The 15,063-nt window shown below is 72.2% G+C and carries 12 protein-coding genes; 8 read left to right on the plus strand and 4 right to left on the minus strand.

The genetic code is table 11. The features are described from left to right. Position 1: 1 nt before the first annotated feature. A complete protein-coding gene (locus tag AB0C12_RS04950) occupies positions 2-1,015 on the minus strand; it encodes a LacI family DNA-binding transcriptional regulator (protein ID WP_360544235.1) in 1,014 nt (337 codons plus the stop codon). Between the two features lie 104 nt (positions 1,016-1,119). Between AB0C12_RS04950 and AB0C12_RS04955 the strand changes: the two genes are divergently transcribed. Beyond that, on the plus strand, positions 1,120-1,266 hold the full coding sequence (locus AB0C12_RS04955) for a hypothetical protein (RefSeq protein ID WP_360544237.1): 147 nt from the start codon (positions 1,120-1,122) through the stop codon (positions 1,264-1,266). Positions 1,267-1,296: 30 nt separating this feature from the next. Then, positions 1,297-2,553 (plus strand): sugar efflux transporter, encoded by a 1,257-nt coding sequence (locus AB0C12_RS04960; protein ID WP_360544239.1) that lies wholly within the window; start codon positions 1,297-1,299, stop codon positions 2,551-2,553. Here the strand turns inward: AB0C12_RS04960 and AB0C12_RS04965 are convergent. Then, positions 2,453-3,055 (minus strand): SAM-dependent methyltransferase, encoded by a 603-nt coding sequence (locus AB0C12_RS04965; RefSeq protein ID WP_360544241.1) that lies wholly within the window; start codon positions 3,053-3,055, stop codon positions 2,453-2,455. The two genes, AB0C12_RS04960 and AB0C12_RS04965, sit on opposite strands and share 101 nt — an antisense overlap. A gap of 148 nt (positions 3,056-3,203) precedes the next feature. On the opposite strand from AB0C12_RS04965, the gene AB0C12_RS04970 reads away from it, so the two are divergent. From AB0C12_RS04970 to AB0C12_RS04990, 5 genes are all read left to right on the plus strand, one after another. After that, entirely contained in the window at positions 3,204-3,614 is a 411-nt protein-coding gene (locus tag AB0C12_RS04970; RefSeq protein WP_360544243.1) for a GntR family transcriptional regulator, read from the plus strand. Beyond that, a complete protein-coding gene (locus AB0C12_RS04975) occupies positions 3,604-4,482 on the plus strand; it encodes an ATP-binding cassette domain-containing protein (protein ID WP_360544245.1) in 879 nt (292 codons plus the stop codon). Before AB0C12_RS04970 ends, AB0C12_RS04975 begins: the two co-directional genes overlap by 11 nt. After that, entirely contained in the window at positions 4,479-5,297 is an 819-nt protein-coding gene (locus tag AB0C12_RS04980; protein WP_360544247.1) for a hypothetical protein, read from the plus strand. Before AB0C12_RS04975 ends, AB0C12_RS04980 begins: the two co-directional genes overlap by 4 nt. A gap of 304 nt (positions 5,298-5,601) precedes the next feature. Then, entirely contained in the window at positions 5,602-5,955 is a 354-nt protein-coding gene (locus tag AB0C12_RS04985; protein WP_360544249.1) for a hypothetical protein, read from the plus strand. Between the two features lie 21 nt (positions 5,956-5,976). After that, the gene (locus AB0C12_RS04990) at positions 5,977-9,951 is read left to right on the plus strand and encodes a hypothetical protein (protein ID WP_360544251.1); all 3,975 of its coding nucleotides are present in this window, start codon (positions 5,977-5,979) and stop codon (positions 9,949-9,951) included. Positions 9,952-9,998: 47 nt separating this feature from the next. On the opposite strand, the gene AB0C12_RS04995 is transcribed toward AB0C12_RS04990, so the two are convergent. After that, positions 9,999-11,150 carry an acyl-CoA dehydrogenase family protein gene (locus tag AB0C12_RS04995; RefSeq protein WP_360544252.1) on the minus strand — a complete coding sequence of 384 codons (1,152 nt, stop codon included), beginning with the start codon at positions 11,148-11,150 and terminating at the stop codon, positions 9,999-10,001. Between the two features lie 44 nt (positions 11,151-11,194). On the opposite strand from AB0C12_RS04995, the gene AB0C12_RS05000 reads away from it, so the two are divergent. Further along, positions 11,195-14,131 (plus strand): glycine--tRNA ligase, encoded by a 2,937-nt coding sequence (locus tag AB0C12_RS05000; RefSeq protein WP_360544254.1) that lies wholly within the window; start codon positions 11,195-11,197, stop codon positions 14,129-14,131. 12 nt (positions 14,132-14,143) lie between these two features. Here AB0C12_RS05000 and AB0C12_RS05005 read toward each other — a convergent pair whose 3' ends face one another. After that, positions 14,144-14,872 (minus strand): hypothetical protein, encoded by a 729-nt coding sequence (locus tag AB0C12_RS05005; protein ID WP_360544256.1) that lies wholly within the window; start codon positions 14,870-14,872, stop codon positions 14,144-14,146. Between the last annotated feature and the right edge of the window lie 191 nt (positions 14,873-15,063).

Here is a 15,063-nt window from a genome sequence, read left to right on the forward strand (position 1 = left end):
CTCAGGCGGACCCGCGGATGAGCAGTTCGGTCTCCACCAGCGCGAGCCCGCCCGGCTCGCCCGCCAGCAGCCGCTGCACCTCGGCCACCGCCAGCTCCCCCATCCGGCGCTTGTCGATGGCTATGGTCGTCAGCGGCGGGTCCAGCAGCTCGCCCAGGTTCAGGCCGTCGAAGCCGAGCAGCGCGACGTCGTCCGGGATGGCCAGGCCCGCCCGCCGGGCCGCCCGGTACGCGCCCAGCGCGATCAGGTCGTTGAAGGCGAACATCGCGGTGAGTTCGGGGCGGGCCGCGTGCAGCTTCTCGAAGCCCGATTCGCCGCCCGCCATGGACTGCTCGACGCCGATGATCGCGTCCGGCGGCACCGGCAGGCCCCGGTCCGCGGCCTCGGCCAGGAAGATCGCCCTGCGGGCCGGGTCGGCCGCGTCCGGGCAGTCGATCATGCCGATCCGCTGGTGGCCGCGGGCGACCAGGTGCCGTACGGCCGCGCGGACGCCGGTCTCCAGGTCGATGTCGACGGCGCCGAAAGCTCTCTCGCCGGCGCGCCGGCTCATGACGACCAGCGGTACGCCCTCGATCGCGGCGGCGACCACGTCGTCGGGCTGGAAGAGGTAGCCGATCAGGGCGTCGACCTGGCCGGCGAGCGAACGCAGCAGCTGCGGTTCGCGGCCGGGGTCGTCCTGCGTGCTGGCCACCAGGACCTGCCAGCCGCGTTGCTCGGCGGCTTCGAGGACGCCGGCGATCAGTTCGGGGAAGAACGGGTTCACCACGTCGGACACGATCAGGCCGACGGTGGTCGCGCCGGGGCGGACCAGGCCGCGGGCGAAGCGGGACGGGCGGTAGTGCAGTTGCCGGGCGGCGTCCAGGACGCGGCGGCGGGTCTCCGGGTCGATCTCGCCCTTGTCGTTGATGGCCCGGGACACGGTCTGGTGCGAGACGCCGGCCAGCCGGGCCACGTCCCGCAGGGTTGCGCGTTTTCCGGCGGTCGCACCGGCGGTGTCCTGCTGTTCGTCTCCCACGATGACCGCATCGTAAACCGCCGGGGGTTGACGGCCCGGCCGCACCTGAGCGACGATCCCGTTAACGGTCACGTGACCGTTAACGGACCAAGGAGGTGCGACTCATGGACGGAGTGGCTCTGCTGATGAGCGTGCTGGTGACCCGGCGTACCAGCCGTTCGGCGCTGCCCGGCGCCGAGGTGCGGGTGCACCGGGCGAGATGGCGGCGCACCCGGGCGGTCGTGCGCCGGTTCGCCCGAGGGGGTGCATAGTGCGGCCGGGCGCTGGGTAGCGGGACGGGAATGACCACTGTCGCGGGGGCCGGGGGCCGTTCCAGATTTCTGCCGCTGCTGGCCGGTGTGCTGCTGCTCGGCATCGCGGACTCGATGATCGGGCCGTACCTGGTGCTCTTCGGGGCCGACGAGGCGCGGCTGTCGCCGTTCCAGGTCGGGGTCTTCCTGTCGCTCGTCGCGATCAGCGGCCTCGCGGTGAGCACCTGGCTCGGCCGCCGCTACGACCGGTCCGCGAGCCGGTGGCCGGCGTTCGTCGCCGTCGCCGCCCCCGCCGCCGGCTACCTGGCCCTGACCACCACCACCGATTACGCCCTGCTGGCCCTGATCGGCGTCGGGTTGCTCGGGGCCGGGATGGCCGCGTTCCCGCAGCTCTTCACACTCGCCCGGACCCATCTCGACCGCTCCGGCGACGACGCCGCCGGCCGCCGCACGCCCGCGCTGCGCTCGGTGTGGTCGCTGGCCTGGGCCATCGGCCCGCTGGTCGGCGCGGCCGTGCTGGCCTGGCGCGGCTACGACGCGCTGATGGCACTCACCGCGGCCGCGTTCGCGCTGGTGGCCTTGCCGCTGGTGGCGCTCGGGCCGACCCCGGCGCCGGTCCGGGCCGCGCCGCCCGCGGCCGGCCGGGAACGGCTGAACCGGTCGATGCTGCTGATCGCCGGCAGCTTCACGCTGTTCCACACCGCGATGCTGGCCGGGTCGGTCGCCCTGCCGCTCTACGTCACCCGGACGCTGGCCCGCCCGGACAGCGACGTGGGCCTGCTGTTCAGCATCTGCGCCGTGGTGGAGATCCCGGCCGCGCTGAGCGTCATGCTGCTGCCCGCCCGGGTCGCCAAGCGCGGCGTCATCCTGCTGGGCATGCTGCTGTTCACCGCCTACTTCGTGCTGGTCGCGATCAGCTCCGGCATGCCCCTGCTGATCGCGACCCAGGTCGCCCGCGGCGTCGCGCTGGCGGTGGTGGGCGCGCTCGGCATCACGTACGTGCAGGACCTGTTGCCGCACGCCACCGGCCGCGCCACCACCATGTACGCCAACACCCTGACCATCGGCTCGCTGATCTCCGGCGTCCTGGCCGGCGCCACCGCCCAGGCCCTCGGCTACCGGTCCGCGCTGCTGCTCTGCGGGGCGCTCGCCGCCGGCGGATGTGCCCTGTTCGCCGCGGCCCGGATCAGCGGACCCGGCGCAGCACGTCCAGCAGGAACCATTCGTCCTCGTGGTGGATCCGGCGTTCCAGACCCGGCCGGGCCGCCAGCGCGGCGTGCACGTTGAGGCCGTCGTGGTTGCCGCCGGTCTGCTGGTCGCGGAAGTGCACCGAGACCAGGTCGCCGTCCGGTTCCAGGCGCTGCACCAGGCCGTCGAGCGTGGCCTCCAGGTCCTCGGCGGACAGATAGTAGAGCAGATCGCCGAGCACGATCAGATCAAAGGTGGCGTCCGGCAGGCCGGCCGGCAGCATGGCGTTCTCCACCCGTACGTGGGGAAAGTCGCGGACCTCATCACGGGCTGACTCCACGGCCTCGTCCACGCAGTCGACAGCCAGGATTCCGTCGCACCGCTCCGCGAGCATCCGGGTCAGCAGCCCGATCGAGCAGCCCGGCTCGTACGCGCTGCGGTACCGCTCGCGGGGCAGGCTGGCCATGGTCACCGCGTACTTGCGCCGGTTGTGCCAGCTCGTGGCGACGTCCCAGGGGTCGGTCTTGGCCAGGTACAGGCCGATGAAGTGCTCCTGGGAGACCGTCTCGGCGGGCGGCCGGGCTGTGTCTGCTTCTGTCACGCCGAGATTGTGCCCGAAGCCCGGGCCCGGTCCTCGGTCACCCCGTGCGACCCAGGTGCGTCATGCCCCGCGTCGGCGTCGTCCTCGCGCCACGTCCAGGGGCGGATTTTGACAGGACGCGATAGCGTACGAAGCCGAAGTCCACTAGTTGACTAAGGGATTGGTTGTCGCCGTGATCTTCCGGATCGATCGCCGGACCGGTACCGCCGTGTACGCCCAGCTCATGCAGCAGGTGCGCCAGGCGATCCGGATGGGCCGGCTGGCGCCCGGTGACCAGCTGCCGACCGCTCGCGAGGTGGCCGAGAGCGCCCGCATCAATCCCAACACCGTGCTCAAGGCCTACCGGGAGCTGGAGCTGGCCGGGCTCGTGGAGGCGCGGCAGGGCTCCGGCACGTACGTCCGGGAACACCTGGCGCCGCTGCCGGACAACCTCGGGGTGTTGCGGCGTGAGCTGGCGGCCTGGGCCGGCCGGGCCCGCGCGGCGGGTCTCGACGTCGCGGACATGCAGGCTCTGGTCGCCGAGGTGGCGGCCGTGCCGGAGGCCCACCATGTCGGCTGACCGGACGACGCCCGCGCTGGAAGTCGCCGGGGTCACCCACAGCTTCGGCCGGCGCCGCGCGCTGGACGACTGCTCGTTCACGGTGCCGGTCGGTGCGGTCACCGCGCTGGTCGGGCGCAACGGAGCCGGTAAGAGCACGCTGCTGCGCGCCGCCGCCGGGCTGCTGCGCCCGGACGGCGGCGAGGTGCGGGTGTTCGGCGAGCCCGCCGGTGACGGCTCGCTCCCCCGGATCGGGTACGTGGCGCAGCAGGCACCGCTGTATCCGATGCTGACCGTGGCGCAGACGCTCGCCCTGGGCAGCCGGCTCAACCCGCGCTGGGACACCGCGTACGCCCAACGGCTCACCGACGAGGCCGCACTGCCGGGCCCGGCTCGCGTGGGCACCCTCCCGCCGGGGCACCGCAGCCGCCTGGCGCTGGTGATGGCGCTGGCCAAGCGCCCCGAGCTGCTGGTGCTGGACGAGCCGCTGGCCCCGCTCGACCCGGTCGCCCGCGCGGAGGCCGCCGGGACGTTGATGGCCGACGTCGCCGAGCGCGGCACGACCGTGCTGCTGTCGTCGCATGTGGTGGCCGACATCGACGGCGTCTGCGACCACGTGGTGGTGCTGGCCGACGGGCGCGTGCGCCTGGCCGCCGACGTGGAGGCGGCGCTGGCGGGCCATCTGGTCGCGGTGGGCGCCGGCATCGAGTTCAGCGCGTTCGACAGCTCGGAGGTCGTCGAGGTGCGCGCCGCCGGCCCTGACGCCACCGCCCTGATCCGCCCGGCCGGGTCCGCTCCGGACGGCGGGCTGGCATGGCACCGGCCGACATTGGAGGAGTTGCTCCTCGGCTATCTGAGGGCACCGGCGCGAAAGGTCCCCACCGCATGAACTGGCTCGCCCTGCGTCTGCTGCGGCCGTACCTGATCGTCGCGGCCGCTCTGAGCGCGGTCTCGACGGCGTTCGTCCTCGTCGGCGCCCGCGTCATCCAGCAGCAGGTCCACGCGCGCGGCATCGTGATCGAGGACTACGCGCCGGACCGCACCGGGCTGTGCGAGCAGGGCGTCAGCTGTCTGCCCCCGGGCCCGGCGACAAACCTGGGACAGGCCATCGCGCTGGTCGCCGCGTTCGTGCCGTTGCTGATCGCGCTGATCCTGGGCGTGCCACTGTTCGCCCGGGAACGCGACGAGTCGACCGACGCCTTCGTCCTCACCCAGTCGGTGCCCCGGCTGCGCTGGCTGTCCGCCAAGCTCTTCTGGGCCTTGACGGCCGGCGCGCTCGGCACCGCCGCGGTGGCGGTCGCCTTCCGCCTGGCGGCTGCCCGGTACGTGCTGGTCGTGGACGGTCTCGGCTACGGCCTGCTGCGGGAGGCCCACAAGAACAGCATCGGCTTCATGGTGATGCAGACCGTCTTCATCACCGCCCTGGCCGCCATCGTCGGGCTGGCCGGCGGTCGCACGCTGCGCACCCTGGTGGTGTCCGTCGTGGCGTGGCCGGTGACGCTGGTCGCCGCGCAGCTCGGCGGCCTGCTGCTCGGGGTGCTGGCCTACCTGCTGACCTCCTGGTCCGAGACCCTCTCGCAGATGCTCGGGACGCAGACCGAGAACGAGACGGCCACCTTCGCGGCCCTCGCTCTCGCCGCCGGCACCGTCGTCACCGTGCTGATCGGGCGGCGGATCCTGGCCGGGACCACGAAGCGCCCCTAGTCCGGGCGTACGCGGGAACAGGCATACGACGGAAACGTGTCCGGAACCGGTCGGCGACGGTGAGGTGGGGCTCGGGTGCCGGCCTCAGCCGGTCGTGAAGTACGCGTACTGCCAGTCAGGCCGCCGACGAAGGACGGCCGCAGCATCTGCGCGAACCGCGCCCGTACGCGTGCCGATCCGACCAGACGTCCGGTTGCCACCTCGGTGGCCCAGCGCAAAGATGGTTGTCACACGGCGACCAAGGTCCAGGTGAGGAGACGGTCGGGTGTCACTCCGCCGAGCATTCTGGATTTGGTCGGGCCGGATGGCGTTTGTCGTCGTGGCCGCCGCATTGATCGTCTACTTTGCCCGAACCGGTATCGAGCGGGCCGACAAGCTGGCGAGCTGCATCGCGGCAGTGCTCGCTCTGGCCGCGCTGCTCGCTCCCTACCTGCTTCCGAGCCCGCCGAAGGGAGAGTCGACGACCGTGACCGAGGCCGATGAGGCACGAGAGACCGGCACGGCCACCGCGAGCGACGGTGGTGAGGCCAATTCCGGCGTGCAGGCCGCGGGCGACGATCGCCCGGCGCGCGCGATCGACACCGGCGACGCCAAGGCGGAGGGACCGGGCTCGGTTGCCAACACAGGCGTTCGCCGTACACCCACCGATCGCTCGTGAACCACGGCACGAGGTGACCGCTTGGGCCACGAGGAGAACGGCGAGGAGCGGGTAGAGCGGTCGGGGGCCGCCTCGGCGTCGGGTGGTTCGGTGGCGAACACCGGCATCGTTCACGGCGACATCGTGGTCAACCCGCTGCCGGTGCCGCAGTCCGCGTACCTCGAGCAGGTCCGGCGCATCGCGCCCGCGGAACTCAGGGGCCGAGAATCCGAGCTGGAGCAGCTCGCGGCCTTCAGCACGGCGGACGACGGGCCGTCGTACCGGTGGTACCGGGCCGAGGCCTGGGCCGGCAAATCGGCCCTGCTCTCGACGTTCGTGCTTCAACCCCCGGACGGCGTCGACGTCGTTTCGTTCTTCATCACGGCCCGCTTCCCCGGGCAGAGCGACCGGATCGCCTTCACCGACGTGGTGCTGGAGCAGCTGGCCGAGCTTCTCGGCGAGCCGATGCCCGCGTATCTCAGCGATGCCACCCGGGGGCCGCATCTGTGGCGCATGCTCGACGAGGCGGCTCGGGCCTGCCGTACCCGGGGCAGGCGGCTCCTGCTCATCGTGGATGGCCTGGACGAGGACCGCGGCATCGTCGCCGGGCCGGACCCGCAGAGCGTGGCCGGGCTTCTTCCGGCGCAGCCGCAGGCGGGCATGCGCGTGCTGGTCGCCAGCCGGCCGAACCCGCCGATGCCGGCCGACGTCGGTGCGGGACACCCGTTGCGCGATCGGTCCGTCGTGTGGGAGCTGGAGCGTTCCCCGTGGGCTGACGAGTTCAAGTCGGAAGCGGAGCGGGAGCTGCGCCGGCTTCTGCACGGGACCCGCACGGAACAGGACCTGCTCGGTGTTCTCACTTCCGCCGGCGGTGGTCTCAGCGCGGCCGACCTGGCCGAGATGACGGGGGCCATGGAGTGGGAGGTCCGGGAGTATCTGGGCGCGACCGGCGGGCGCACGTTCACCCGCCGGCTCAGCCGCTGGCGTCCGTCCGAGGCGCCGGAGATCTACCTCCTCGGGCATGAGGAGCTGCAGAACGCCTCGGCCAAGTTCCTGGGCGAGTCGCGTCTGGCCGCGTACCGCGAGTCGATCCACAAGTGGGCCGAGCTGTACGAGGGACGGGGATGGCCGGCAGACACTCCGGAATACCTCCTGCGCGGTTACACCCGGCTGTTACGCGCCGGCGGCGACGACGAGCAACTGATCCGCTTCGGGCTCGATCGGCATCGCCATCAGCGGCTCCTCGACGTCACGGGCGGCGACGTGGCCGCTCTCGTCGAGATAACCACCGCTCAGGACGCGATACTCGCCGCGCCCGAGCCCGACCTGTCCGCCATGGCCCGTCTGTCGGTGTACCGACAGCGCCTGGTCGAACGAAACACCGGGATTCCGACGAATCTGCCGTCGGTGTGGGCCCAGCTCGGCCACGTGGCGCGGGCGGAGTCGCTGGCCGAGTCGATCGCCAATGTCGTACGCCGCGCCACCGCGTTGAGAACGGTTGCCCGGGAGCTGTCCCGGCACGGAGAGCTGACGGCTGCACATTCAGCCGCCGTTGCTGTCGATCTGCCGGTTCCCAAGGTTCTGGCCCTCGCCGAGGTCGCGATTCACGCTCATCAGCTCGGGAAGTCCGAGCTGGCCGAGGATCTGCTGGGTGCCGCCGGCCGGGCGATCGGCGAGGTGGAAGACAGTGTCGCGCGGCAGGAGGTCTACCTGGCGGTGTTCACGGCGAGGCTTCGCATCGGTGACGTGTCGGGCGCGCTCGACCTGATCGGCGAGCTACCCGCGGGTCAGCGAGACAGCGCCGGTGTCGCCGTGATCCGGAGGGCCGCCGCTGACGATGTCGGCCTCGCCAGGTCACTGGTCGCCCGTACGCCACTCGATGAGCGGATCGGGCAGGCGGTGATCATCGAAGCGGCGCTGGCGAGCGACCAGCTCGAGCCGGCTCGGAAGCTGTTCGACGAGGGTGCCTGGCGCGTCGCCATCGCCGGTGAGGCGACGCCGCCGGCGATGGTCCGAGCGACGGTACGGCTGATCGCTGCTCTCGAGGCATCCGGTCGTCGGAGTGCGGCGCTGGAGCTGGCTGAACTGCTCATATCGTCGGGCCAGGATCAGGCCGTGGCCGCCGGCGCGACGGTGCTCGCGCCGTATGACTTCGCCAAGGCCAAGAAAGCCTGGAAGACCATCACCGGCTCCGAGGTACAGGCCGATGCGGCGATGGCCATCGGTGGCGCGCTCGCCGCCAACGGACGCTTCCGGGACGCGGCATCGGTCGCCTATTGGCTGCCCGGCTCGGCCGGGCGAGCGACCGTCCTCCTGCGGATCGCCGCCGAGACCCGGCGCACCGATCCCGATCGAGCCGTGGCGATGGAACGAAAGATCGTCGGCCGGATCAGCAGGGCCTTGCGACCGCACGACTTCGACAGTTGGTTGACCAGCCAGGTCAAGCGCGGCGCGGAAAGGCCCGGTCGTGATGACCAGGCCGTCCATCTGGCCGGCTTCCATCCGTCCGCGGCGCAGCGTTCCCTCCTGCTGGCACATGTCGCGCTCCGGCGTGCCGCCCGGGGCGACGTCGGAGGAGCCGCTGTTCTCGCGGCGACCATCCCGCCGGAGCATCTGGGGCAGTCGGAGGCCAGGTCGCTCGGCGTCGTCCTGCGCCGGGACGGGCAGTTCGAACAGGCGACGCCTTTCATCGATGCCGCCGTCCGGGACATGGTGGCCTCACGAAATCGGGACAACGTCGTCGGCTTGACCGGCGTCGCCCTGGCGGTGAAGGACAAGCCGCCGGCCGAGCGCCGCGCCGCCTATTACGACGCGCTGGAGAAGTGGCTGGAGAATGTCGTCGACGGACCGAGGCGTGAGGACATCGCCTCGGCCGTCGCCGGGCTGCTGGCCACGGCGACCGATTTCGAGGGCGCCGAGCGCTTTGCCGCGCTGATCGACCGGCCCTACGGGCAGGCCACGTTGCTGACCGAGCTGGCGCTGACCGCTCTCGCCTGTGATGCCAACGACTGGGCGGCCCGGCTGGCCGTCAAGGCGGAGGCGGAGGCGCGCTCGATCGAGGACCAGACGTGGCGGCAGACCGCATTGTCGGCTGTGGTGCGGGCTCTGGAGGGAATCGGCGAACACGGTCTGGCGGAGGGAATGGTGCCGTCGATCCGGGATCGCACCCGGCGGGTCGAGGTCCTGGAGTCCATGATCCTGGAGGCGGCGCGGCGTGGCGATCAGAGGCGGGTCAACGAGCTGCTCGCCCGCTTCCCCGACACGCTCGGACCGCAGGCCTGGCTCATCTCGGTCCAGAGCCGCCTCGCCCTCGGTGACGTTGGCGGAGCCGAGACGGTCGCCGGCGCGATCACCGACCTCGGAGTCCGCAGCCGGGCGCTGGCGGCGGTGGCGGAGCATCACGTCCGTCAGCACGACCTTCCCGCGGCCGAGAGCCGGGCCCGGGCGATCGTGCTTCCGGAGTGGCGCGAGCAAGCCCTGACAGTCGTGGCCGTCGGATCCGCCGAGAACGGTGACCTCGCCCATGCGATCGCGCTGATGAGGCTCGTCATGGATCCGCATCAGCGTGGATCCGGCCTGTTCGCCTTGGCCACCAAAGCGGCCGAGCAGGGCCACCACGCCGTCGCGCAGGACATCCTTTCCGGTATCGGCGCCCCGAACCGGCGGGTGGCGGCACACATCGCGGTCGCGGCCGCGCTGGCCCGGGACTCGCGGTGGGATGCGGCGACCGCCTTCGTGGAGAGCATCAGCGACGCGACGATCCGGGCTCAGGCGCACACCGCTGTCAAGAGCCGGCGGTCGATGGTGGCCGCAACGCTGCCGTCCCGCGACGGCGAGGCGTTGCCGACATCCCCCGACGAGACGGATGTGCCCGTCTCACACCGGGACCTGGCCCGCGGGTTGCGGACCACGGAATGGCCGTCGGTCATTCCCGCGCTGGCCACGGTCGATCCTCAGGCGGTGCTCGCTCTCGCTCACGAGCTGACCACCACCCCGCCGGCTCCCGCTGCGGCCTGACCTGCCGGGCCACAGTCGGCTCAGGAACGACAAGTGCCGTTGCGGTACTAGACGAAGGCGCTCAGGCCGGTCACCGCGCGGCCCACGATCATCGTGTTGATCTCGCGGGTGCCCTCGTAGGAGTACAGCGCCTCGGCGTCGGCCACGAAGCGCCCGATGTCGTAGTCCAGCACGATGCCGTTGCCGGCCAGGATCTCGCGGGCCCAGCCGACCACCTCGCGCATCCGGGTCGTCGTGTACGCCTTGGCCAGCGCCGAGTGCTCGTCGCGGAACTCGCCCGCGTCCTGCAGCTGGGTCAGCCGGACCACCATGCCCAGCGACGAGGTGACGTTGCCGAGCATGCGCACCAGCAGGTCCTGGACCAGCTGGAACGAGCCGATCGGGCGGCCGAACTGCTCGCGCTCCCGGGCATATCTCAAGGCGATCTCGTACGCCGCCAGCATCACCCCGACCGCCTGCCAGGCCACCCCGCTGCGGGTCTGCCGCAGGATCTTCGCGGTGTCCTTGAACGTGTTCGCGTTCTGCAGCCGGTCCGCCTCGGGCACCACGCACTCGGTGAACGTGATGTCGGCGTTCTGCACGATCCGCAGGGCGATCTTGTTCTCGATCTTCGTCGCGGTGAAGCCCGGGGTGTCCTTGCCGACGACGAAACCCTTGACCTGGTTGTCGGCGACGTCACGGGCCCAGACCACGGTCAGGTCGGCGAAGGTGGCGTTGCCGATCCAGCGCTTCTGCCCGTTGAGCACCCAGTGGTCGCCGTCGCGGCGGGCCGTCGTGCGCAGGCCCGCGGCCACGTCCGAGCCGCCGGTCGGCTCGGTCAGCGCGAACGCCCCGATCTGGTCGAAGCCGGCCATCGCCGGCAGCCAGCGTTCCCGCTGCTCGGGCGAGCCGCAGGTCTCGATGCTGCCCATCGCCAGCCCGGCGTGCACGCCGAAGAAGGTCGCCATGGAGGCGTCCGCGTGGCCCATCTCCATCGCCAGCCAGCCGGAGAGCAGGTTCGACTGCTTGCGCCCGGCCAGGCCCAGCCCGGCGAAACCCTTGATCAGCTGGTACGGGAACTCGGCGCGGGCCCAGTGGTCGTTCGCGATCGGCACGACCTCGGCGGCCAGGAACGCGCGGACCCGTTCGACGACGGCGGCCTCCTCGGCGTTCAGCAGGTCCTGAAAGCGGTACAGATCTCCTACCAGCAGCTCCGACATGGGGTTCGTATACCCAGGTGGCGGCCTCACTAGACTGTGAGGTCATGCTCACCATGCAGGACGCCCTCGCCCGCCTCACCGCGTACTGGACCGATCAGGGCTGCCTGGTCGTGCAGCCGATGAACACCGAGGTCGGCGCCGGGACCCTGAACCCCGCGACCTTCCTGCGGGTGCTCGGGCCGGAGCCGTGGCGGGTCGTCTACGTCGAGCCGTCCGTGCGCCCCGACGACTCCCGCTACGGCGAGAACCCGAACCGGTTGCAGACCCACACCCAGCTCCAGGTGATCCTCAAGCCCGACCCCGGCAACCCGCAGGAGCTCTACCTGGGCAGCCTCACCGCGCTCGGCATCGACGTGGCCGCGCACGACGTGCGGTTCGTCGAGGACAACTGGGCCTCGCCCGCGCTGGGCGCCTGGGGCCTGGGCTGGGAGGTCTGGCTGGACGGGCTGGAGATCACCCAGTTCACCTACTTCCAGCAGGCCGGCGGCATCAATCTGGACCCGCCGTCGGTGGAGATCACCTACGGCATCGAGCGGATCATCATGGCGCTGCAGGGCGTCACCCATTTCAAGGACATCGCGTACGCCGGGGGCGTCAGCTACGGCGAGGTCTTCGGCCAGGCCGAGTACGAGATGTCGCGCTACTACCTCGACGACGCCGACGTGGCCACCAACCGCCAGCTGCTCGAGCTGTACGCGGCCGAGGCGCAGCGGCTGATCGACGAGGGCCTGCCGGTGCCGGCCCACACGTACGTGCTGAAGTGCTCGCACGCGTTCAATGTGCTCGACTCGCGCGGCGCGGTGTCCACCGCCGACCGCGCCGCCGAGTTCGCCCGGATGCGCCGCCTCGCCGGTGACGTCGCCCGGTTGTGGATGGCCCGCCGCGACGAGCTCGGTCACCCGCTCGGCCTGGTCAGCCCGCTGCCCCCGGCCGCCGCGTTCGAGGCCGCCCCGGCCGGTGACACGCCGCGGACCCTGGTCTTCGAGGTCGGCACCGAGGAGATGCCGCCCAGTGAGGCCCGCGCCGCCCGCGCCCACGTGCAGCGCGAGCTCACCGAACGGCTCGGCGGCACCCGGCTCGCGCACGGCGACGTCCGGGTGCACGCCACGCCGCGGCGGCTGATCGCCGTGGTCACCGAGGTCGTCGCCCGCGAGCAGGACCACGTCCGTACGGTCAAGGGCCCCAAGGCCGGTGCGCCGGCGAAGGCCGTCGAGGGTTTCGCCCGCTCCCAGGGTGTGCCGGTGGAGTCACTGGAAACCGCGGAGCTCAACGGCGTACAGCATCTGGTCGTGCGGCGGCCCGAGGCCGGTCGCGCGGCACCCGCCGTGCTCGCCGACGTGCTGGCGAGGGTGGCCGGCAGCCTGCGCTCGGCCAAGAACATGCGCTGGAACGACCCGCAGCTCGCCTTCACCCGGCCGATCCGCTGGCTGGTCGCGCTGTGGGGCGACGAGGTCGTCCCGCTCGCCGTGTCGGCGCTGCTGGCCGGGCGCGAGACCCGGGTGCTGCGCACCGCCGCGCAGCCGGCGATCAGCGTGGCCTCGGCGGAGACGTTCATGGAGACGCTCGCGGTCAACGGGATCGTCGCCGACGCCGAGGACCGCCGCGAGCTGATCGTCACCGGCGCGCAGGACCTGGTCTGGAACACCGGCCGGATCGACGTCACCGGCGAGAGCGCGCTGATCGACCAGATCACCTATCTGGTGGAGCAGCCGACGCCGCTGCTCGGCACGTTCGACGAGAAGTATCTGGAGCTGCCCGCCGCGGTGCTGACCACGGTGATGCGCAAGCACCAGCGATACCTGCCGGTCCGCGACGCCGACGGCACGCTGCTGCCGATGTTCGTCACGGTCGCCAACGGCCCGGTCGACGTCGAGCGGGTCCGCACCGGCAACGAGGCCGTGCTGCGCGCCCGGTACGAGGACGCGGCGTTCTTCTACCGCGCCGACCGGCAGATCCCGCTCGCGGCGATGCGCGACAAGCTCCAGCGGCTGACCTTCACCGACAAGCTCGGCTCGATGGCCGACCGGGCCGCGCGGATCGCCGAGCTGGCCGGTTCGCTGGCCCCGCGGCCATCGGCCACCCTGGAACGGGCCGCGCAGCTGGTCAAGTTCGACCTCGGCTCGCAGCTGGTCACCGAGATGACCAGCCTGGCCGGCGTCATGGCCCGCGACTACGCGCTCAACGCGGGCGAGACCCCCGCGGTCGCGCAGGCGGTCTACGAGGCCGAGCTGCCGCGCAGCGCCGGCGACGACCTGCCGGCCTCGGTGCCCGGCGCGCTGCTGTCGCTCGCCGACCGGCTGGACCTGGTGGCCGGGCTGGCCGCGACGGTCGGGCTGCCGACCGGCAGCAGCGACCCGTTCGCGGTACGCCGGGCCGTGCTCGGCCTGCTGGCCGTGCACCGCGCGCACCCGGAGCTGACCGGCATCGACCTCACCGCCGCGCTGGCCGCCGCGGGCGCGCTGCAGCCGGTCGAGGTGCCGGCCGCGGTGCTCGCGGACGCCGGCGAGTTCCTGGCCAAGCGGCTGGAGCAGGTGCTGGTCGAGGAGGGCCACCCGGTGGACCGGGTCCGGGCCGTGCTCCCGCACGCGGGCCGGCCGTCCTTCGCGGACCTGCTGCTCGCGCAGCTGGGCCGGCTGATCGCCGACCCGCAGTTCCTGGCCCTGGCCGAGGCGATCCAGCGGGCCCGGCGGATCGTGCCGGACGGCACGCCGGCCGGGTACGACCCGGCGGTGCTCAAGGAGCCGGCCGAGGTCACGCTGCACGAGACGGTCCAGGCGGTACGCGCCGAGCTGCCCGCCGACGCCGACCTGAGCCGCTTCACCACGGTCGCGGGGCCGCTCACCACCCCGGTCAACGCGTTCTTCGACGACGTCTTCGTGATGGCGGACGACCCGGCGCTGCGCGCGGCCCGGCTCGGCCTGCTGGCCACGGTCCGCGACCTGGGCGCCGGGCTGCTCGACTGGCCGCAGCTGCGCCTCTGACGGCCGGTCCGGTCAGGCGGCGCGGGGCAGGCGGTCGGGCAGGGTCAGCGTGACCCGGTCGAGGCGCTCGCCGTCCACCGCGTACTGGGCGTGCAGCGCGAAGCCGGCCAGCATCCAGCGGTCCCACGGGCCGTAGTCGCCCAGGAAGCGGTCCCGGTACGGGTCACCCTGCTCGTCGGGGTGACCCAGGGCCGCCCACAGCTGGGTGCGTCGCGGGATGCTGCCCGCCCCGCCCGGGATCTCACCCTGGTACGAGGTGAACCCGTCGTCGCCGTGGAAGTGCAGGAAGACGGTGGTGACCAGGCCGTGGGCGTCGGCGGCGAGCTCCACCCCGGCGTCGCGGGACAGGTAGGAGCGGGAGAGCCCGGAGCCGACCGCCGCGCCGGAGCGCGGGATCAGGCCGTACTCCTGGCAGATCTGCTGGACGCGGGCCTCGAGCACGGTGCGGCCGAGCAGCAGGGTCAGGTCGGTGCGCCCGACCGGCCGGGGCGTGGCCGGCTGCTCCGGGACGGTCGCGGCGGGAACCACCCGTGCGGGTGACGGCGGGGCGGCCGGAGAGGTGGGCAGGCCCACCGGGTCGGCGTTGGCCCGGCGCACATGCGTGGGCTCGAAGAGGGGCTCGTTGGAACCGCCAGGACGCGGGCCGGTCTTGGTGCCGTACCGGTCCTCGGGCCGGGCGGGCCTGGTCACGGCCTCGCCGGCCTGCCGATGCCGATCGGCGCGACGCTCGAGAAATCCCATGGTGACTCTCCACGAAGGCTTTTCACTGTGAGCGTTCGGACCACAACCCTAAGCCGATCTTCGCCGGAACCTCAAGGGGACGAAGGGGCAGCGGACCGGACCTTCCGGACGACCACGGCAGACATCCGGCGTTGCTGGACAAGACGTTCCCCGGACCCCGGCCCGGTACACCCCGCCTCGCCGAGGATCCG

It is taken from the genome of Actinoplanes sp. NPDC048967, assembly GCF_040649415.1.
GTDB lineage: Bacteria > Actinomycetota > Actinomycetes > Mycobacteriales > Micromonosporaceae > Actinoplanes.